We start from the raw sequence: 20,052 nt of genomic DNA on the forward strand, positions 1-20,052 counted from the left end.
AGGTGGATGCAGTATTTGCCCACAGAATAACCCGTGCACACAGGCACGGAAAACCCGCAGTATCCCTAGGACAGGCAATTACCTCTCGCGCTGAATTGCATCCCGCAAGGCCTGCACACTGGGCACACCCGAGAAAAACTGTTTGCCTACCGCCAGCGACGGCACCGCTTGAATGCCAAGCTGTTTTGTATATTGCAAATCAGCATCGTGCTGCGCGTTGGCTAGAGGCGAGTTGACAAACTCATCGAGTCCCGCCGGGTTCAATCCCAGATTTGCAAGAATGTTTTTCAGTACCTGATCCTCACCAATGTTCAGGTTTTGCTGAAAAACGCCTTCATCACGGCGGTCGTGTATTCGTTGCCCTTTCCCTGTTGCTTTGCATATTGCAGCCCCAAGAATGCTTTGCGTGTGTAGGGTTGCGGGGAAACCGTGGGCAGTTGAATGGGCGCACCCAGGCGTTCGGCCATGGGGTACACCGACGCCTTCCACACGCGTGGCAGGTATTCATCCTCGGGCTTCAAGGTGGGTGTTGGGTAGGGTCGAAGCTCGAACGGCATCCACTCAATTTCGACTTCTAAACCCTCAATGGCTTTTTCGATGATCGCTTCACCAAGCAGGCAGAACGGGCACACGAAATCGGTCCAGACCTGAATTTTGATGGGTGTAGTCGACATGGGGGTACTCCTGGTTTGAATGCTGAAAACTGCTGGCGTTAGTTTGCCATTTTGCAAGTTTGAACTCTGCTCATCGGATTGCAAGCAATACCTGTTTCTCAGTCAATATTACCTTAGAGTAGTGATGGCACATTAACGTTACAACGTTATAATGTTATAGCGCGTTAAAAGGAGTGTAACCGTGAGCAACCTGTCAAAAAGGTCGACAGTTTATTTTGACCCAACCATACACCAAGCCCTTCGAGTCAAGGCAGCCAGCTCTCAACAATCGTTGTCGGAGCTGGTTGACGAGGCAGTGCGTCTTTTCATGAAAGAAGATCAAGAAGATCTTCAGACTTACTCAAATCGTTTGTCTGAGCCTGAAATCAGCTATGAAGCCTTGCTTAACGACTTAAAGAAGCATGGCAAAATTTAAAATCGTCTTCAAAAATCTGTTGCCAAAGACTTGCGTAGTATTCCGAACCAAGACGTGCGAAAAATCCTTTCAAAAATTGATGGCCTCGCCATCAATCCCAGAGGAGAAGAATGCAAAAAACTCAATGGATCAGACCTGTATCGAGTGCGCTGTGGCGATTACCGAATTATTTATGAGATTAAAAACTCTGAATTGATTGTTACGGTAATCAAGGTCGGACATCGATCGGGGGTTTACAACACCAACTGAATCTTTGCACCTTAAGGCCCCTGCCGCGAGCCTCACTCACGCTCGTCTCTTGCACGGTCGATTCTCCCGGCTTTTCGCTTACAGGCGAAAAGCTTCGAATCCCCCACGCAAAGTCCGCAGGGACTTTGCTTCTCTCCAGCGCGGAAATGAAAAAAGCCCTGAACTCGGTTCAGGGCTTTTTGTAATTTCTGGCGGAGAGAGGGGATTCGAACCCCCGATAGGCTATTAACCTATACACGCTTTCCAGGCGTGCGACTTAAACCACTCATCCATCTCTCCGCGGTAAGCGCGAGAGTATAGCAAAGAATCGCCTTGGGTATCCAGTGCATTCTCTCGGCATCACACTTTTCCTTCCGATTCGGGCAGCCGCAACACACGCATTACAGCGGGTGCTTCGTCTTTGCGCCCACCCAACAGGGAGGCAACCACCATGGCCAATGCGCTTAAAGGAATGGTAAACACACCACTGGCCACGCCGCTCAAACCCCCAATTTGCACAGCATCCAGATTAAACAAAGCCATGAACGATGAATTGGTCAGTGCAAGGCAAAGGCTTGAACTGAGAAACCCTGTGCCCATGGCCCACAAGGCCCCACGGCGGGTAGCACCGCTCCAGAAAATACCAGCCACCAGTGGCACAAACAGGCTTGAGGCTGCCAAAGCAAATGCAGAGCCCACCAACACCACAATATTGCCTGGCTGCAAACTGGTAATCCAGGCGGCCATCAGCGCCGCGCTCAGCAACGCAATTTTTGACATGGTCACCCTGCGCTGTGCGGTGGCCTCGGGGTCGAGCACCCGGTAATACAGGTCATGCGACAAACTGCCTGCAATCGCCAGCAACAGGCCATCGGCGGTCGACAATGCGGCAGCAAGGCCACCCGCAGCAATCAAGCCTGATAGAAAAAACGGCATGCCCGCAATTTCAGGCGTAATCAACACCAAAATATCGGGGCTCAAACCGATTTCTGCAAACTGAACCACACCATCCTGGTTCACGTCCTGCAAGGTGGCCAGCCCGGGAGTTACCCGCGACCACGCTGCAATCCAGTTAGGAATCTCGTTGTAACTCAATCCCACCAGGTTTTCGTACACCACCACCTTGGCGATCACACTTAACCAGGCGAAGCCAGATAAATCACCAAAATACAACCCAAGGCAAACACCACCGACCACCGGGTTTGTGACGCATTCGGTGTGGTGTAAAACCGCATAATGATGTGGGGCAATGCAACGGTCCCACACATCAGGGTAAAAGCCACTGCCAGAAAACTGATCAAGGCCCGGGAATTCGACAAGCCGGAATCGTCTTTGACCGATCCAAAATGCGGCACGCTGGCTTTCACCTTGTCCAGGTAACGCTGCTTTTCCTGACTCCATTTGCGTTTGGCATCTTGGGGGTCTTTGGGGTAGCTGGTCAGCACCCGCTCGGCTGCTTTGATTTCTTGAAACGTCGAGCCGTCGTAACGCGCCAGTTCCAGGTTTTTACGGCGTGCCTCATAGCCTTCCGCCCAAGATGAAGGCAGGGTATCAATCAACAACTGGTAACGATCCGCTTCCCGCAGGTACACACTGCGCACCTCGGCTTCCGCAGGGTCGGCAAAAAATTTACGTTCCTGCGCCCGCACATACTCGGGAAAACTGGTGGGGCCACCATCCACAAAACGCTCGGTGTCGCCTTTGCCGGTAAACCCGATCAAGGCCACCACGCTCACCATCATGGCGACGATCATTACAATGTATTGCGCAACTGCGGTCCAGGTTACCGCCCGCATGCCACCCAAGAAAGAGCACACCAAAATACCGGCAAGTCCGAAGAACACACCGATACCAAACTCGACACCGGCAAAGCGCGACGTAATCAAACCCACCGCGTAAATTTGCGCAATCACGTACACGAAAGAAATACTCACGGTGATCAATACACAAATCAGGCGCACTGCCCTGCCCTTGTCAGGTCCGGCATAGCGGGTGGCCAAAAAATCGCCCACGGAGAAAAAAGCGAATTTGCGCAGGTAGGGCGCAATCAGCAAGGCGATCAGCACAAAACCGCCAGTCCAACCCACCAGCAAGGCCAAGGCTTCAAAACCGCTGTAGAACAAGGTGCCCGCCACCCCCAGAAAGGAGGCCGCACTCATCCAGTCTGCAGCTGTGGCCATGCCGTTGTACACCGAGGGTACGGTACGCGAGGCCACAAAGTACTCGTGCATGTCCGAGGTGCGGCTGAGCAGGCCGATCACCGCATAAGCACCCAGCGTGACGAAAATGAAAAAGTAACCAATCCACTGCCGGCCTATGCCGTAGTCCTCCATAATGGCGGCGCCAGCAATGCACACCAAAAAGCCGAAGGTAAGCACCGAGAAAAACCGGGTCAGGCTGAGCGTGAAACTCATAAATTTACTCCCGGTGACTTGATTGTTTCAAACGAAAAAAACCAGTCCACCGAAGTGGAACTGGTTTTCAGGATTGCCAACACTTCCCGGTTCAAGGAAGGGGCCGGTTCAATTAAAGCGGCTTGCCCAATTGATCCAGAATGGCCGGGTTCTCCAGGGTGGAGGTGTCTTGCGTAATTTGCTCACCTTTGGCCAGGCTGCGCAACAAACGACGCATGATTTTGCCTGACCGTGTTTTGGGCAGGTTGTCGCCGAAACGAATTTCCTTGGGCTTGGCGATCGGGCCAATGTCTTTTCCAACCCAGTTGCGCAAGTCCATGGCCAGTTTCTGCCCGGCTTCACCCGTAGGGCGATCACCCTTCAACACCACAAAAGCCACAATCGCTTCACCGGTCAATTCGTCAGGGCGACCCACCACTGCGGCCTCGGCCACCAATTCGTTGGCCACCAGAGAGCTTTCAATTTCCATGGTGCCCATGCGGTGTCCCGAGACGTTCAGCACATCGTCGATTCGACCCATGATGGTGAAATTGCCGCTGTCCTTGTCGCGCACAGCGCCGTCACCGGCCAGGTACAACTTGCCGCCCAATTCTTCAGGGAAGTAGCTCTTCTTGAAACGCTCGGGATCGCCCCAAATGGTACGGATCATCGAAGGCCATGGTCGCTTCACCACCAAAATGCCGCCCTGGCCGTTGGGCAAATCACCACCCACTTCGTCCACCACCGCCGCCATGATGCCGGGCAGTGGCAATGTGCATGAACCAGGCACCAGGGGTGTGGCACCGGGCAGTGGCGTGATCATGTGGCCACCGGTTTCGGTTTGCCAGAAGGTATCAACGATAGGGCACTTTTCGCCACCCACATTCTTGTAGTACCACATCCAGGCTTCGGGGTTGATCGGCTCGCCCACGGAGCCCATCAAACGAAGGCTCGACAGGTCGTAGCTCTTTGGGTGCACTTTCTCATCAGCCTCGGAGGCTTTGATCAATGAACGAATCGCTGTGGGTGCGGTGTAAAAAATGGTAGCGCTGTGGCGCTGAATCATTTCCCAGAAACGACCGGCATTCGGATATGTGGGCACGCCCTCAAACACGATTTGAGTAGCGCCTACGGCCAACGGGCCATAGGTAATGTAGGTGTGGCCGGTAATCCAGCCAATGTCGGCCGTACACCAAAACACATCATTGGGCTTGATGTCGAATGTCCACTTCATGGTGAGCATGGCCCACAGCAAATAACCAGCTGAACTGTGCTGCACACCCTTGGGCTTACCGGTAGAGCCTGAGGTGTAGAGAATAAACAGTGGGTGCTCGGAATCCACCACTTCAGGCGCACACACATCACTTTGCTTGTCAGCCAACTCGTGCATGTACACATCCCGGCCAGCCTGCATGCCCACATCTGCACCTGTGCGTTTGTACACAATTACATTCTTCACAGCGTCGCAGCCACCCAGGCTTAGCGCTTCATCCACAATCGCTTTCAGGGGCAACTGCTTGCCACCGCGCACTTGTTGATCGGCAGTGAACACCGCCACCGCACCTGTATCCACAATACGGTCCTGCAAGGCCTTGGCAGAGAAACCACCAAACACCACGGAGTGGGTTGCACCAATACGCGCACAGGCTTGCATGGCCGCAACACCTTCCACGCTCATGGGCATGTAAATAACAACGCGGTCTCCCTTCTTCACGCCCAGGCTTTTCAGACCATTGGCAATGCGGCTTACCTTGGCCAGCAATTCCTTGTAAGTCACCTTGGTCACTTCGCCGCCATCGGCTTCAAAAATCAAGGCAACCTTGTCACCCAAGCCAGCATCCACGTTCTTGTCCAAACAGTTGGCAGAAACATTCAATTCGCCACCAGTAAACCATTTGTAGAATGGGGGGTTGGATTCATCCAATACCTGGTTGTAGGCCTTTGCAAACTGCAGGTTTTCTTTGGCCAAACGAGCCCAAAAACCTTCGAAATCCGTTTCAGCTTCTTTGCACAAGGCTTTGTAAGCCTCCATACCGCCAATTGCGGCGCTGCGCTGCCAGTCGGCACTGGGCTGAAACACTCGCGTTTCGTGTGACACTGATTCGATCGATGACATCCTGTCCTCCAAGGGTTACTTAGTTTTCTATTAATTTAGTTTGCATAAACAATAGGCAAAAGCTCTTACTCTCACCTTACACCATGGCGCACCACAGCAATTCGCGTTCCAGCTGAGCACAAGTAGCACCGGTGTAGCTTGGTTCTGCTATAGTTTCCGCCATTACCCGATTAACCATTGCTGCACCGCACACCTGTCACAAAATGGAACAACACACCAAACAACCCATTCCGCTTCTGGCCCGAATCATTTTCTCAAGTCGCTGGCTGCAGTTGCCCCTTTACCTCGGTTTGATCGTTGCCCAAATCGTTTACGTGTATCACTTTTTGATCGAACTTTGGCACTTGGTGGGTGGCACTGCCAGCCATCAACTCGACGAAACCGGCATCATGCTGATCGTTTTGGCGCTCATCGATGTGGTCATGATATCGAACCTGCTGATCATGGTCACGGTGGGCGGTTATGAAACCTTTGTCAGCCGCATGCGGCTTGAAACCCACCCAGATCAACCCGAGTGGCTGGATCACGTCAACGCCTCGGTGTTGAAAGTAAAACTGGCCATGGCCATCATCGGCATTTCCTCCATTCACTTGCTGAAAACTTTCATCAACGCTGAGCAGTACGACACCAAAACTATCGTGGCCCAGTCCGCCATTCACGTTATTTTCCTGCTGTCTGCGGTTGCAATTGCCTGGTGTGACCGACTCATCTCGCAACCAGCCCACGGCAAAGCACATTAAAATAAGGGGCTAAGCACCCAATTTGATCAGGAGCAGTTCATGACCACCATCAAGCAAGAAGACTTCATCAGCTCGATCGCCGATGCCTTCCAATATATTTCTTATTACCACCCGCTTGATTACATTCAAGCCTTGGGCAAGGCCTATGAGCGCGAGGAAAGTGCTGCTGCCAAAGATGCGATTGCGCAAATCCTGACCAACAGCCGCATGTGCGCCGAAGGCAAACGCCCTATTTGTCAAGACACCGGTATTTCAGTGGTGTTCCTGAAAGTGGGCATGAATGTGCGTTGGGAATCGACCATGAGCGTAACCGACATGGTGAATGAGGGTGTGCGCCGTGCTTACCTGCACCCCGACAACAAACTGCGCGCCTCGGTGCTGCTCGACCCGGCCGGTGCCCGCAAAAACAGCAAAGACAACACCCCCGCCGTTATTCACTATGAAATAGTGCCCGGCGACGATGTTGAGGTAATTTGCGCAGCCAAAGGTGGCGGCTCCGAGAACAAATCAAAAATGGTCATGCTCAACCCCTCTGACTCCATCGTGGACTGGGTACTGAAAACTGTACCCACCATGGGCGCGGGCTGGTGCCCCCCGGGTATTTTGGGCATTGGTATTGGTGGCACGCCCGAAAAAGCGATGCTGCTGGCCAAAGAAAGCCTGATGGCCCCTTGCGACATTCATGAACTGCTGGAGCGCGGCCCCAGCAACCGAATTGAAGAATTGCGCCTGGAGCTTTACGACAAAGTGAATTCACTGGGTATTGGTGCGCAAGGCCTGGGTGGCCTGACCACCGTGCTGGACGTAAAAATTCTCGACTACCCCACACATGCCGCGTCTTTGCCAATCGCAATGATCCCGAATTGTGCCGCCACACGTCACGTGCATTTCCATTTGCATGGCGATGGCCCAGCCAAGCTGGAAGTGCCAAACCTGGCTGACTGGCCACAGGTAAGCTGGACTGCCGACACCGAGAAAAGCAAGCGCGTGAACCTGGATACGCTAACCCCGGAAGAAGTGGCCAGCTGGAAACCCGGTCAAACCTTGCTGTTGAACGGCAAAATGCTGACCGGCCGCGACGCTGCCCACAAACGCATCGCCGACATGTTGACCAAAGGTGAAAAATTGCCGGTGGACTTCACCAACCGCGTGATTTACTACGTGGGCCCTGTCGACCCGGTGCGCGACGAAGCTGTGGGCCCAGCCGGCCCCACCACCGCTACGCGCATGGACAAGTTCACTCGCATGATGCTGGAAAAAACAGGTTTGATCGCGATGATCGGCAAAGCCGAGCGCGGCCCGGTTGCGATTGAGGCAATTCGTGACAACAAATCAGCCTATCTGATGGCTGTGGGTGGCGCGGCATACCTCGTGTCCAAAGCGATTACCAATGCGAAGGTGGTCGGCTTCGAAGACCTGGGCATGGAGGCCATTTACGAGTTCGAGATCAAGGACATGCCGGTCACAGTGGCCGTGGACAGCACCGGTATTTCCGTGCACAACACCGGCCCGAAAGAGTGGCAAGCCAAGATCGGAAAAATTCCAGTCAGCGTGGCTTAACCATCCACCACAGCTAACCGACGCTGGTCTTGCGCCACCATCTTGGCATGGCGCAGGCCAGCACCGCAATTGTCAGCAAAACCGACACCTCAAATCCATACAAGGTGTCGCCGGCATAGCTGCCAGCACCGGATGCTGGCCAGCTTTCTACCGCCGCTTTTACCGTCGAATCAATAGAATCGATAGGCTGGGTGTAGCTAGGCACCAAGGCTGCCAATACTTCCGCATCGCTCAACTGCATGGCCAAATTATTGAAGGTGCCCGAGAAATCCTCGGCCACCAGGCTTTGCTCACCGGCCTTGATTTTTGCGACCCGCAAGGTGCCCTCGGGGTGTTGAATGCTTTTGGTTTCGCCAAGTAAAAATGAAGCGCCCGACACAGGGTCGTGCCCCAAGCCCAACACCAACTGCGCGCCGAACAAATCTGCCTGCAGTTCCATCTCGCGCATCAGCCTGGAATAATCGCGTTTCATGTCCGGGGACAACATGAATTCATCGAACGTGGAAACAATCCCGTACTGCTGTTGAATCTCAATGGTCTTATCAGGATGTTTCAACACAAGGTGACCGTACTCATGCGCGATCAAAAAAACCAACTGATCACTGTTCATGAACTTGATTCGATCTAGCCCAATGCTTAAATTTGCGGCACCTTGTTCGTCTATCCAGGTACCCACCATGGTGCTGTTCTGAATAAAGTGAACCTGCGTGGGCACACCATTGAAAAAATGGTTGTCGAACAACACGCTGAGCTTGAGTACTTCCAGCGAATGATTTGCCATTCAGTAGCCCTCCCTGAAACGGCCAGTGACAAACCATTAAAACACGTTTTAAAACACACCACAAAACTGAAACAAGCCCGAATTTCCTGGTCTGTTTTCAAGCTTCCCTGGTGTGCTTCGTTCACGCCATTGCGTTCTTGATTTGCGCAAGTGCGGTGGGGTCTTCAATGGTGGTCATGTCGCCTGGGTCCCGGCCTTCGCACACCGCCTGAATTGACCTGCGCAGCAATTTGCCGGAACGGGTCTTGGGCAACACATTCACAAAGTAAACGCGCGCGGGCCTGGCCACTGCGCCCAACTGGGAATCCACCACCTTCATGATCTCGGCCTCCAGTGTTTTGGCTTGTGCCGCGTTGACTGCGTCAGCCGACTTCAAAATGGCAAACGCCACAGCCACCTGCCCCTTCACCTGATCGGCCACACCCACCACGGCCACTTCCGCCACCGCGGAGTGAGAAGAAATACTCTCCTCAATTTCCCGTGTACCCAGGCGGTGACCCGCCACGTTGATCACATCGTCTGTGCGGCCGAGAATAAAGAAGTACCCGTCCTCGTCGCGAATGCCCCAATCGAAAGTGGAATAAACTTGCCGGGTTTTAAAGCTTGACCAGTAGGTTTTTACAAACCGCTCATCATCGCCCCACACGGTTTGCATGCAACCGGGCGGCAGTGGCCCTTCAATGGCCACCACCCCTTTTTCGTTGGCCTTGCAGGGTTGCGCGGTGTCTTCATTCAACACATTCACGTTGAAACCAAACACTGGCACACCGGGGCTGCCCAACTTACCGGGCATTTCCTCAACGCCACGCTGTATCGCCAAAATTGGCCAGCCAGTTTCAGTTTGCCAATAGTTATCAACGATCGGCTTTCCAATAGCCCCTGAAATCCAGTCTGAAGTGGTTTCATCCAAAGGCTCGCCCGCCAGAAACAATGCTTTCAGCGAACTTAAATCGTATTTGCTCAAATAGGCGGGATCCTGTTTTTTCAGCACGCGCACAGCCGTTGGTGCCGAGAACAACACCGACACCTTGTGATCCTGAACGATCTTCCACCAAATGCCGGCGTCAGGCCGAATGGGTAAGCCCTCGTACATCACCGTAGCCATGCCTGCGATCAAAGGGCCGTAAATAATGTAGCTGTGCCCCACAACCCAGCCAATGTCGCTGGTCGCAAAAAACGTTTTTCCCTTCTCGCCCATGAAAATGTATTTCATGGAAGCCGCAAGAGCCACGGCGTACCCGCCTACGTCGCGCTGCACACCCTTCGGTTTGCCGGTGGTACCGCTGGTGTACAAAATGTAACTGGTGTCTGTCGCCTCAAGCCAGGTTACTGGCACTTTGGCCGTGGCCAGTTCTTTGCGCAATGCAGCGTAGTCGTGGTCTCGCCCCTCCACTGTGTCAAATGGCACCAAACCCCGGTTCACCATCAACACATGGCCAGGCTTGTAGCTTGAACGGGCAATCGCTTCGTCCAAAAGTGGTTTGTAAGCGACTGCCTTGCCAGCGCGTGAACCTGCATCGGCCGAAACAATCACCTTCGGTTTTGCGTCTTCAATTCGTGAAGCAAGGCTGTGTGATGCAAAACCGCCAAACACCACCGAATGAATTGCACCGATTCGCGCACAAGCCAGCATTGCAAAGGTCGCTTCTGGAATCATGGGCATGTAGATCAACACACGGTCGCCTTTTTTCACACCCATTTTTTGCAGCATCGCAGCAGCAATTTGCACTTCTTGGTGCAATTGGCGGAATGTGTAAACCTTTTCTTGATCTACTTCTGTGGACACATAAATCAAAGCTGGCTTGTCGCCCAATTGGTCTAAGTGTCGGTCCACCGCGTTGTAACACAGGTTGGTTTCTCCACCCACGTACCAAGCGGCAAAAGGGGGTTTGCTGTCATCCAGCACTTTCTCAAACGGCTTTTGCCAATGAATCAAATCCGCCTGACGGGCCCAAAAACCCTTGGGATTGCGGATGGATTCATCGTACAAATTCTGATAAGTCCCATTGGACTGGTGCTTCGCTTGCTCAACCACAGCGCTGTCTCCTCGTTCTTGTTGCAACCAATGTAGAAACTCGCGCTTACGACACTCTGACTACTACAAAAATTATTGTTAAACGATAACACTTCTTGTTACATGAATGATTACTATTTGCTAGACTAGAGCGATTCAATTTCAACCAACCACATTCAGGAAAGTCCTTATCACCATGAATAACACTTTCAAAAAACTGATTTCAGTTTCCATCGCTGGCTTGATTGGCGTAAGCGCTGCCGCTCAGGCTGACGAGAAAGTCATCAACCTGTACTCAGCCCGCCATTACTCGACAGATGAAAAAATGTACGAGGACTTTACCAAGCAAACTGGCATTGCCATCAAGCGCCTCGAATTGGGCGATGAGGCTCTGCTTGAGCGCATGCGCAGCGAAGGCGCGCGTAGCCCTGCCGACGTGGTATTGCTGGTGGATGCTGCACGCCTTGCAACAGCCCAACAAGATGGCCTGTTTCAGCCCGTGAAGTCCAAAGTGCTCAGCGACAAAATCCCGGCGCAATTTACTGGTGAAAATGGCCTGTGGTATGCATTCTCAGCACGCAGCCGTGTGATTGTGTACAACAAAGCAAACGTCGACCCCAAGCTTGCCCAAAACTATGAAGACTTGGCCAAGCCCGCATTGAAGGGCAAGGTTTGCACCCGCACGGGCTCACATCCCTACATGCTTTCTTTGATGAGCAGCATGATCAATCACCTGGGTGAAAAAGGCGCCGAAACCTGGGCACAAGGTGTGGTCGCCAATATGGCCCGCAGCCCCAAGGGCGGTGATACTGATCAAATTCGTGCAGTGGCGTCTGGCGAGTGTGGCGTGGCCCTGACCAACAGCTACTACTGGGTTCGCTTGTTAAACTCATCAAAACCTGAAGACAAGGAAGTGGTGTCCAAGGTTGGTTTCATTTGGCCCAACCAAAGCAGCTATGGCGTGCACATGAACGTGTCTGGTGGTGCGGTGGCCAAAAACGCACCCAATCGCGATGGTGCAATCAAGTTTCTGGAATATCTGGCCAGCGACTCCGCCCAAAAATACTTCGCAAATGGCAACAATGAATGGCCAACAGTGCCTGGCGTGAAAGTAGATAATCCTGCTTTGGAGTCTTTGGGGGCTTACAAGCAAGACGTAACACCTTCCAAAACACTGGCGGCGAACACAGCCTTGTCCCAGCAAATTATGGATCGCGTGGGTTACAAGTAAGAAAAAGCAGTAACTTACCGACCGCTCACCCGTAAAAAAGCCTCACATTTTTTGTGGGGCTTTTTTTATTCACAAAACTGAAAGAAGCTTGCTACACTTCAAAACATCCATGTAACCGGCTAGTAAATTGGTGAAAAAAGCGAACCACAACAACAAAAACGCGGCGCCTACCCTCGAGACAAAACGCCTGGGCACACGAAAGGTGCCCAAAGAACAACGCATGAGTCAAATTCTCGATGTGGCTGGTTCAGTATTTTCCAGGCATGGTTTTCATTCCACCAGCATGGAACAAATTGCCGAAGGCGCCGGTGTGACCAAACCCTTGCTTTATCGTTACTTCGGCTCCAAAGACGCACTGTATCTGGCCACCATCACGCAGGTCGGTAACCACCTGATGTCTGGCCTTTCCCTGTTGATGGCCAACCCAAACCCCAAAGAGCGGCTGAAGTTGATCATGCTCAGCTTTTTGACGTTTGTGGAACGTCACAGGGAAGGTTGGTCAGTGCTTTACAACGAGGCGCTCACCAGTGTGGGGCCAGTCGGCGAGAAGGTTGCTTTCTTCAGAAACAGCTTTATTGAGGCCTCGGCCAAAACCATTGAAGAACTCAACGATCCATCAAAAGCCAAAAGTAGCGACAAGGCCGGCATACAAGCCGTGGCTTTGGCCAACATCATGGTTGGCGCTGTTGAAGCGGGCGCACGTTGGTGGATTCAACACCCGGAAATTCCGATTCGCGACATGCAGAAAATGATCGAAACCAGTTTGATGCCCGGACTGTCGGAACGATAGTCGCCAGCGCTTTTGCATTCGCGAAGTCGCATGAACCGAGCCAGAATCAAAAAGGGGAATTCGACTTGAATCAAGGCGAAATGAGTGACGCGCTGCAAACTACACCAAGCTACTCAGTCACTAAACTCATCAAGCTTCAATACTTCCCACCATCAACACTTTCGAATCACGCTCGGCCAGCACTTCAAACTTCGAAGCGCCATCGGCTGTCACATGCTTCACCGAAATACCAGAAGGCAAAAACACCGGCTGCTTGAACGACAAATCGAACTTGCTGGCACGCGCACCCAAACCGGCTTCAACAATGCTCAATGTTTTTGCTGCGGTCCACATACCGTGCACGATGGCCTGCTTGAAACCAAACATTTTCGCGGTTTGCGCATACAGGTGAATCGGGTTGTAGTCATTTGAAACCTTGGCGTACTTGCGGCCCTGGTTTTCAGCACTTTCACGGCGGCGTATTGCGCACCCAGGGCACTCAATGGCTCAACTGGCGCAGGCTTTGTCAATGGCTTGGGCATGCCCTTTACGCGGCACAAAATGGTCATCACACTGCTCCAGTGCACTTCCTCACCAATCAAAAACTGTGTGTGCACATCAAATTCCAGACCCAGCGAAATGCTCCGGGTGTCGCCCACAGTCACAAGCACGTCGTAGGGCACACCATATTCCAACGGTTTGGCGCACTCAATCGAGTTGTGCAAGTGAACCATGCCCAACATGGGCATTGGGTGCTCAGGGCGGCTCAGCAAATACATGTGCAGGGGTGAAGCCACCACCTGTGGCGCGGTCAGGGAAATTTCATCTTCCTTGAAACCGCACACGGCGTTGTACTGGCGCACCCACTCACGGTCGATGAACACTTTCTTTACCCGGGCACCCAGGCGTGCAGCCTGAGTGTCGGGTTTTGGTTTTTGTTGGACGTGGTGGCAGCCTTCAGCAGCAGCGCCTTGCCATTTGGAAATTCAGACAGCTCGAAAAATTTCGCCGCTGCTTTCAGGGTGTCATTCACGCTCATGATTTCACTTCTCGATAATTGCAGTTACACCAATACCACCGGCTGCACAGATAGAGATCAAGCCCTTACCGCTGCCTTTTTCATTCAGCAACTTGGCCAATGTGGCAATAATACGGCCACCAGTGGCTGCAAATGGGTGGCCAACGGCCAGTGATCCGCCTTTGACGTTCAACTTGCTGCGGTCAATTGAACCCAAAGCAGAATCGAGGCCCAGTTTTTCCTTGCAGAACTTGGGATCTTCCCAAGACTTCAAGGTACACAGAACCTGTGCAGCAAATGCTTCGTGAATTTCATAGAAATCGAAGTCTTGCAGCTTCATGTTGGCTTTTTTCAGCATGCGTGGCACTGCGTAGGCTGGCGCCATCAAAAGGCCTTCTTTGCCCGACACGAAATCAACACCGATTGTTTCGCTGAAAGTGAGGTAAGCCAGAGGCTGAATGCCACGTGCCTTGGCCCAGTCTTCAGAAGCCAGCAACACAGCAGAAGCGCCGTCAGTCAGGGGTGTAGAGTTACCAGCAGTCATCGTGCCCTTGCCGCTCTTGCGGTCAAATGCGGGCTTCAAACCTTGCAGGCGTTCAACTGAAGAATCAGCACGCAGATTATTGTCGCGGGTCAAACCGTTGAATGGCACCACCAGGTCATCGAAGAAGCCTTCTTCGTAAGCCTTGGCAGCTTTCAAATGGCTGCTTACAGCCAACTCATCTTGATCTTCACGAGTGATGCCCCAGGTTTGCGCCATCACTTCACAGTGCGCACCCATGCTCATTTTTGTGCGGGGTTCGGCGTTTGCAGGTGGCAGTGGTGCCAGGTGCTTGGGGCGAATTTTCAACAGTGCGGCCAGCTTGCCTTTGGTGTCGCGGGCACGGTTGGCTTCCAGCAAAATTTTACGCAGGCCTTCGCTGACTGCAATCGGTGCATCGGTGGTGGTGTCTACACCGCCAGCCATGCCCACTTCAATTTGACCCAATGCAATTTTGTTGGCCACCACAATGGCAGCTTCCAGACCAGTACCGCAAGCCTGCTGAATGTCGAATGCCGGGGTCATCGGACTAAGGCCTGAACCCAATACTGATTCACGGCAAAGGGAAAAATCGCGGCTGTGCTTCACCACTGCACCAGCCACCACATCGCCCAGTTCTTCACCATGCAACTGGAACTTGTCAACAACACCGCGAAATGCTGCTGTCAACATGTCCTGGTTGGATTTGCCAATGTAGGCTGTGTTTGAACGTGCAAATGGAATGCGTGAACCGCCAATAATGGCAACGCGACGACCGTGTTTCATAGTTTTCTCCAGATAATTTTTTAGTTGCAGACAGCGTATTCAGTGAATGAAAGAATTACGCGCCCACCAGGTTTTGTCCGCACACACGCAGCGTGGCGCCGTTTACACCAGCGGCCAGCGGGCTGGCCATGAAAGTGACTGCCTCAGCAATGTCCACTGGCAATCCACCTTGCGACAGGCTGGACAAACGACGTGCCACTTCCCGGGTTACCACAGGAATGGCCGCAGTCATTTGAGTTTCAATAAAGCCAGGTGCAATCGCGTTAATCGAAATGCCCTTGCCTTCCAGTTGCTTGGCCATGGCATCCACATAACCAATCACGGCGCTCTTGGTGGCTGCATAGTTGGTTTGGCCTGCATTACCGGCAATACCACCAATCGATGAAATACACACGATACGGGCGTTGAAACCAAATGCATCTCCTGCTAACAACTGGTCGTTACAACGAACAATCGCACCCAGGTTCACGTCCAGCACCATGTCCCACAAGTGGGCCGCCATGTTGCGCATCATCTTGTCGCGCGTAATACCTGCGTTGTGCACAATAATGTCAATCTTGCCACCCTTCTGTGCAGCCACAGCTGCCAGCTTCTTGCCCGCGTCGGCATCAGTAATGTCCAGCGGGCAGGCAATGCCGCCAATGCTGCTCATGGTTGTACCCAACACGCTTTCGTCTGCGGGTCGATCAACACCAATCACGGTAGCACCTTCGCGGGCCAGCACTTCAGCAATGGCTGCGCCAATACCGCGTGCTGCACCGGTTACCACCGCCAACTTGCCTGTCAATGGTTTTTCAGAAAATGCAGCAACCTTTACACCTTTGGGTGCACCAACCACTGGCAATACCTGGCCGGTAACGAAGGCAGAATGCGGGCTCAGGAAAAAGCGCAGTGCGCCTTCAATACCGTTTTCAGCGCCGGTTTTTACCTGAATCAGATTGGCGGTTGTACCGTTCTTGCCACTTTCTTTCGCAAGACTGCGAATAAAACCGGGCAATGAGGACTGTGCTGTTTCAGCCAGGGCGTCTTTGCAATCACCACGTGGGCGACCAATCACCACAATGCGGCTGTTCGATGGCACTTTGCGCAAGCGTGGGTTGAAAAAGTCGTACAACAAACGCAGGTCTGCCACATTGGCGGCTGCTGTAACGTCCAACACGTACACGTTTTCAGGTACGCCATTGTCGGCTTGAGAAATGCTCACGTCTACTTTGGCTTTGGCCGCGGCTTGCTTGATACCATCCAGGCCCGCCAAATCGGCGGATACCTTGATGGATGCACCCATGGCATTCAATGCCTTCACCACCGCAGTGGCCACTGGGCCAAATGCACTGGCACCCACCAAGGCATTTGAATTGGCCAATGATTTTTCGGCGTATCCAGCTTTGGCGCGCTTCAAGAGGGGGGGCACGGGCAGGCCCAGTGCGGCGGCAATTTGTTTACCTGTGGAGGTGTGAACAAATTCAAGAATTTTGTCGGCCATGAGTCTCGTCCTTCTTATAGGGGGAATGTCTTTTTTCAGGGCTTAGCATAGCCCAGCAAGACAATGTTACTGTTGCGTAACTTGCGAGTGTATAGAAACTTGACCAGAAAATCGTAGAGGGTCGTCTCTAACCCGGAAAGGTTAAAGGTGTGTCGCCAGGTTGCCAAGGGGTGTACTTCACCATGGCTTGTTCCAGCAAAGGCGATGCCAAAAAAGAATGGAGCCACAACTTCAGTGCACCGTAGCCAGGTACCGCATCGAACCAAGCCTCATCGGCGATCCTGAATTGGCGCACAAAAGGCAAAATTGCGAAGTCGGCAAAGCTGGGGTTAGCGCCAAACAGCCAAGGACCATTCTGAACCAGCACCGCATTCCATTGTGCCAAAATTTCTTCACACACCGCGCGGTGTTCGAGCGGGTCGCAGGTGTAGGCGTCAGTGTCGGTTTTTACGTGATAGCGGTGTGGATATTTGTAACGATCCAGGTTTCGCTTGAATTCGCCATCAAGCAGCGCAATCCATTCATCACACTGTTGTTGCTGTTCGGCGTTCGGCACCAACCAGTCTGCCGGAAAATTCTGGCCCACCGCCCAACGCATCACATCCAGGCTTTCGTCAATCACGGTGCCATCCGGCAACCACAACACGGGTACCGTGCCTTTGGGTGAAATTTCAAGCATGTGTGCGGGTTTGGCGCGCAGCACCAGTTCACGCACTTCAACCTTTAAACCGGCGGCAACAATCGCCAGCCGCGCACGCATGGCATAGGGGCAACGGCGAAAGGTGTATAACACGGGTAAACCAAGCTGGTGCCCATGATCGGCTTGCTGCTCCACCCTGCTCACTCCGTGTGCGTTTCTTTGGCCAACATCTTGCGGCCAATGTGCTTCTCATTGCGCTGCTTGGCCAGTTGAATCTGTTTTTGGCGTTCGCCAAAGCGCTTCTTCTGATCGTCGGTCAGCGAATCATAGCAATGCGGGCAACCCACGCCCTGAATGTATTTTTCGCTTTGCTTTTCTTCCTCTGTGATCGGCATGCGGCAAGCGTGGCACAGGTCGTAATGCCCAACCTGCAAACCATGGGTGACCGACACCCGCTGATCAAACACAAAGCACTCGCCCTTCCACAAACTTTGTTCTTCGGGAATCTCTTCGAGGTACTTCAGGATACCGCCTTCAAGGTGGTACACCTCCTCAAAGCCCTGCTCCAGCATGTAGGCCGTGGATTTCTCGCAGCGAATACCACCGGTACAAAACATGGCAATTTTCTTGGGGCGTTTGTCCGCAGGCAGGCTTTTCAAGTTCTTTTCAACCCATTGCGGAAATTCGCGGAATGTCGTGGTGGCAGGATCCACGGCCCCTTCAAAAGTACCAATCGCGTACTCATAGTTGTTGCGAGTGTCGATTACCAAGGTATCGGGATCTTGAATCAATGCATTCCAGTTGGCTGGTTTCACATAGCGGCCCACCAGGCGATTGGGGTCGATCCCGTCTTTGCCCATGGTCACAATTTCACGCTTTAACTTCACCTTCATCCGCGTAAACGCCTGTTCTGGCGCAATTGAATACTTGGGCGCCAAATCGGCAAACCGGGAATCGGCCCACAAAAAATTCATCAAGGCCACAATGCCCGCGCGTGGCGCGCTGACCGTGCCATTGATGCCTTCCCTGGCCAACAACAAGGTGCCCAGCACCGAGTTTTCAGTACACACAGTCTCAAGTCTGGGCTTGATCTCCTCGAAATCGGGCAGGCTGACAAATTTGTACAGGGCCGCGACTACAATTTGATCGGACTTGGGAATGGAGCTTCGCTCATGGACATGGCAATTCTTTCAAAAAATCATCTGACAAAACAACTTAGCCCGTTATTGTAACCGAGCCCCCGGTTTTACCCAATCAAGCAAAAAGCCAAAGCAGCATGGGCTTTGGTAAACTGGGCGTGAGCAATACCGTGCAGCCGCAACACCCACTACAAGAACACACATCATGAATGCCTTCTGGATCTTGGTCCTTTTGATATTGATTTCCGGCTTTTTTGCCCTCTCGGAAATGGCACTGGCCTCCAGTCGACGCTCCAAACTTCAAGCCATGGCCGACTCAGGGAATCCAAAAGCCCGAATCGCCATTCAAATCATGGACAACCCCAGCCGCCTGCTTGCGGCCACTCAAACCGGCATTACCGCAGCCGCTTTGCTCATGGGTATTTATGGCGAATCGGCCCTTACCGCCACGTTTCAACAAACCATCGACCAGCACTTTCCGGCACTGAGCGATTGGGCCAGTGTCATCTCATTCGCAGTCACGATTGCCTTGGTCACAGGTTTTTCAATTGTTTTTGGCGAAATCGTGCCCAAGCGCCTGGCCATCGCAACCCGGAAAAGGTTGCTGCGTTTTGCGCACCTTTCATGTCGATATTCCTGAAAGTGCTCAGCCCCGCCATCACCTTGCTGTCCAAGGGCTCCGACCTGGTGCTCAGCTTCATCCCGTTCAAAGCTGCACCTGCGGTTAGCACCATCGAAGAAATTCAAGCCTTTCTTGATGAAGGCGCCAAAACAGGCATGCTGGCCCCCGAAGAACGCCACCTGATGAGCAATGTGTTGCGCCTTGAAGACCGTCGCCTGGCCTCGGTCATGACACCGGTCAGCGACATTGCCTACCTTGATTTACATGCACCGCGTGAAGACAACCTGCGCTTGTTGCGCGAGGCCCCACACTCCATGCTGCCAATTTGTAAAGGCAGTTTGCAGCAAGTAATCGGCGTGGCAGAAAGCCACGATATTCTTCAAGCCGCCATGGAGGGCGACATCGACTTCGCTGAAATACCTCTGCAAAACCCGCTGTTCGTACCCGCCTCGCTCACGCTGGTCGATCTGCTTCGCACTTTTCGCCAGCAGAAAAAAACCTTTGCATTCGTGGTTAGCGAATTTGGCATGACCGAAGGCATTGTCACCATCGATGATGTGCTGTCCAGCGTGGTGGGTGACATGATGCCCATGATGGACACCCCCGAAGAAGCACTGGCTGTAAAACGCGAGGACGGATCATGGTTGCTCGATGGACTTTTACCCATCGACGAAATGAAAATCAAACTGGGCATTCGCGGCTTGCCCCAGGAAGACTTGGGCAACTTCCACACCGTCGGTGGGTTCGTATTGGCCTCGTTGGGTCGAATCCCGAAAAAAACCGAGAAATTCGACTGGAACAACTGGCGATTTGAAGTGGTGGACGTAGACAGAAATCGGGTAGACCAAGTACTGGCCACTCCCAACAAATGAACTTTCCCGGGTTTGGCGGCACTCAGATTTCACATTTGCTTCGCCCCGCCC

The 20,052-nt window shown here is 52.9% G+C and carries 19 protein-coding genes, 1 tRNA gene and 2 pseudogenes; 8 read left to right on the forward strand and 14 right to left on the reverse strand.

The genetic code is table 11. The features are described 5' to 3' along the window. Positions 1–78: 78 nt before the first annotated feature. Positions 79–674: pseudogene (locus tag BSZ31_RS17865) on the reverse strand (DsbA family protein). A gap of 181 nt (positions 675–855) precedes the next feature. On the opposite strand from BSZ31_RS17865, the gene BSZ31_RS15925 reads away from it, so the two are divergent. Both BSZ31_RS15925 and BSZ31_RS17870 read left to right on the forward strand, forming a co-directional pair. Further along, a complete protein-coding gene (locus tag BSZ31_RS15925; RefSeq protein WP_105029573.1) occupies positions 856–1,089 on the forward strand; it encodes a CopG family transcriptional regulator in 234 nt (77 codons plus the stop codon). 54 nt (positions 1,090–1,143) lie between these two features. Further along, the gene (locus BSZ31_RS17870; RefSeq protein ID WP_369907275.1) at positions 1,144–1,338 is read left to right on the forward strand and encodes a type II toxin-antitoxin system RelE/ParE family toxin; all 195 of its coding nucleotides are present in this window, start codon (positions 1,144–1,146) and stop codon (positions 1,336–1,338) included. Between the two features lie 189 nt (positions 1,339–1,527). Here BSZ31_RS17870 and BSZ31_RS15935 read toward each other — a convergent pair. The 4 genes from BSZ31_RS15935 to acs all read right to left on the reverse strand — a co-directional run bounded on the left by BSZ31_RS15935 (position 1,528) and on the right by acs (position 5,826). Next, positions 1,528–1,617, reverse strand: a tRNA-Ser gene (locus tag BSZ31_RS15935). A 60-nt stretch (positions 1,618–1,677) separates the two neighbouring features. After that, positions 1,678–2,451: a hypothetical protein gene (locus BSZ31_RS15940; protein WP_105029575.1), complete on the reverse strand. Its 774-nt coding sequence runs from the start codon at positions 2,449–2,451 to the stop codon at positions 1,678–1,680. Between the two features lie 2 nt (positions 2,452–2,453). Then, positions 2,454–3,731 (reverse strand): VC_2705 family sodium/solute symporter, encoded by a 1,278-nt coding sequence (locus tag BSZ31_RS15945; protein ID WP_105029576.1) that lies wholly within the window; start codon positions 3,729–3,731, stop codon positions 2,454–2,456. Positions 3,732–3,843: 112 nt separating this feature from the next. Continuing rightward, complete coding sequence (gene acs, locus BSZ31_RS15950) at positions 3,844–5,826, reverse strand: acetate--CoA ligase (RefSeq protein ID WP_105029577.1); 1,983 nt, start codon at positions 5,824–5,826, stop codon at positions 3,844–3,846. A 203-nt stretch (positions 5,827–6,029) separates the two neighbouring features. Here acs and BSZ31_RS15955 point away from each other — a divergent pair, with 203 nt between their 5' ends. Both BSZ31_RS15955 and BSZ31_RS15960 read left to right on the forward strand, forming a co-directional pair. Further along, positions 6,030–6,566: a TIGR00645 family protein gene (locus tag BSZ31_RS15955; protein ID WP_105029578.1), complete on the forward strand. Its 537-nt coding sequence runs from the start codon at positions 6,030–6,032 to the stop codon at positions 6,564–6,566. A 39-nt stretch (positions 6,567–6,605) separates the two neighbouring features. Beyond that, the gene (locus tag BSZ31_RS15960; protein WP_105029579.1) at positions 6,606–8,126 is read left to right on the forward strand and encodes a fumarate hydratase; all 1,521 of its coding nucleotides are present in this window, start codon (positions 6,606–6,608) and stop codon (positions 8,124–8,126) included. A gap of 13 nt (positions 8,127–8,139) precedes the next feature. Here the strand turns inward: BSZ31_RS15960 and BSZ31_RS15965 are convergent, their stop codons facing one another. Continuing rightward, positions 8,140–8,907 (reverse strand): M48 family metalloprotease, encoded by a 768-nt coding sequence (locus BSZ31_RS15965; RefSeq protein ID WP_105029580.1) that lies wholly within the window; start codon positions 8,905–8,907, stop codon positions 8,140–8,142. Positions 8,908–9,028: 121 nt separating this feature from the next. Next, on the reverse strand, positions 9,029–10,942 hold the full coding sequence (locus BSZ31_RS15970; protein WP_105029918.1) for a propionate--CoA ligase: 1,914 nt from the start codon (positions 10,940–10,942) through the stop codon (positions 9,029–9,031). A 175-nt stretch (positions 10,943–11,117) separates the two neighbouring features. Between BSZ31_RS15970 and BSZ31_RS15975 the strand changes: the two genes are divergently transcribed. Then, entirely contained in the window at positions 11,118–12,152 is a 1,035-nt protein-coding gene (locus tag BSZ31_RS15975) for an extracellular solute-binding protein (protein ID WP_105029581.1), read from the forward strand. A 220-nt stretch (positions 12,153–12,372) separates the two neighbouring features. Then, complete coding sequence (locus tag BSZ31_RS15980) at positions 12,373–12,942, forward strand: TetR/AcrR family transcriptional regulator (protein WP_168427020.1); 570 nt, start codon at positions 12,373–12,375, stop codon at positions 12,940–12,942. A gap of 129 nt (positions 12,943–13,071) precedes the next feature. Here the strand turns inward: BSZ31_RS15980 and BSZ31_RS15985 are convergent, their stop codons facing one another. The 7 genes from BSZ31_RS15985 to BSZ31_RS16005 all read right to left on the reverse strand — a co-directional run bounded on the left by BSZ31_RS15985 (position 13,072) and on the right by BSZ31_RS16005 (position 18,510). Further along, positions 13,072–13,335, reverse strand: a complete 264-nt coding sequence (locus tag BSZ31_RS15985; RefSeq protein ID WP_240605794.1) for a MaoC/PaaZ C-terminal domain-containing protein — start codon at positions 13,333–13,335, stop codon at positions 13,072–13,074. Further along, on the reverse strand, positions 13,251–13,805 hold the full coding sequence (locus tag BSZ31_RS17475; RefSeq protein ID WP_240605737.1) for a hypothetical protein: 555 nt from the start codon (positions 13,803–13,805) through the stop codon (positions 13,251–13,253). The genes BSZ31_RS15985 and BSZ31_RS17475 overlap by 85 nt, the downstream gene beginning before the upstream one ends. 5 nt (positions 13,806–13,810) lie before the next feature. Continuing rightward, positions 13,811–13,960 carry a hypothetical protein gene (locus BSZ31_RS16970; protein ID WP_168427021.1) on the reverse strand — a complete coding sequence of 50 codons (150 nt, stop codon included), beginning with the start codon at positions 13,958–13,960 and terminating at the stop codon, positions 13,811–13,813. A gap of 4 nt (positions 13,961–13,964) precedes the next feature. Further along, positions 13,965–15,245, reverse strand: a complete 1,281-nt coding sequence (locus BSZ31_RS15990) for an acetyl-CoA C-acetyltransferase (RefSeq protein ID WP_105029584.1) — start codon at positions 15,243–15,245, stop codon at positions 13,965–13,967. Between the two features lie 55 nt (positions 15,246–15,300). Next, positions 15,301–16,728 (reverse strand): 3-oxoacyl-ACP reductase, encoded by a 1,428-nt coding sequence (locus BSZ31_RS15995; protein ID WP_105029585.1) that lies wholly within the window; start codon positions 16,726–16,728, stop codon positions 15,301–15,303. A gap of 127 nt (positions 16,729–16,855) precedes the next feature. Then, positions 16,856–17,563 carry a glutathione S-transferase gene (locus BSZ31_RS16000; protein WP_240605738.1) on the reverse strand — a complete coding sequence of 236 codons (708 nt, stop codon included), beginning with the start codon at positions 17,561–17,563 and terminating at the stop codon, positions 16,856–16,858. 5 nt (positions 17,564–17,568) lie between these two features. Further along, positions 17,569–18,510 carry a rhodanese-related sulfurtransferase gene (locus BSZ31_RS16005; RefSeq protein ID WP_206018662.1) on the reverse strand — a complete coding sequence of 314 codons (942 nt, stop codon included), beginning with the start codon at positions 18,508–18,510 and terminating at the stop codon, positions 17,569–17,571. 265 nt (positions 18,511–18,775) lie between these two features. Between BSZ31_RS16005 and BSZ31_RS16010 the strand changes: the two are divergent. Further along, positions 18,776–19,641: pseudogene (locus BSZ31_RS16010) on the forward strand (hemolysin family protein); the annotation flags it as partial. A 72-nt stretch (positions 19,642–19,713) separates the two neighbouring features. After that, entirely contained in the window at positions 19,714–20,001 is a 288-nt protein-coding gene (locus BSZ31_RS17480) for a transporter associated domain-containing protein (RefSeq protein WP_369907294.1), read from the forward strand. The last annotated feature ends 51 nt before the right edge of the window (positions 20,002–20,052 follow it).

It is taken from the genome of Limnobacter sp. SAORIC-690, from assembly GCF_002954425.1.
Classification (GTDB): Bacteria; Pseudomonadota; Gammaproteobacteria; order Burkholderiales; family Burkholderiaceae_B; genus Limnobacter; species Limnobacter profundi.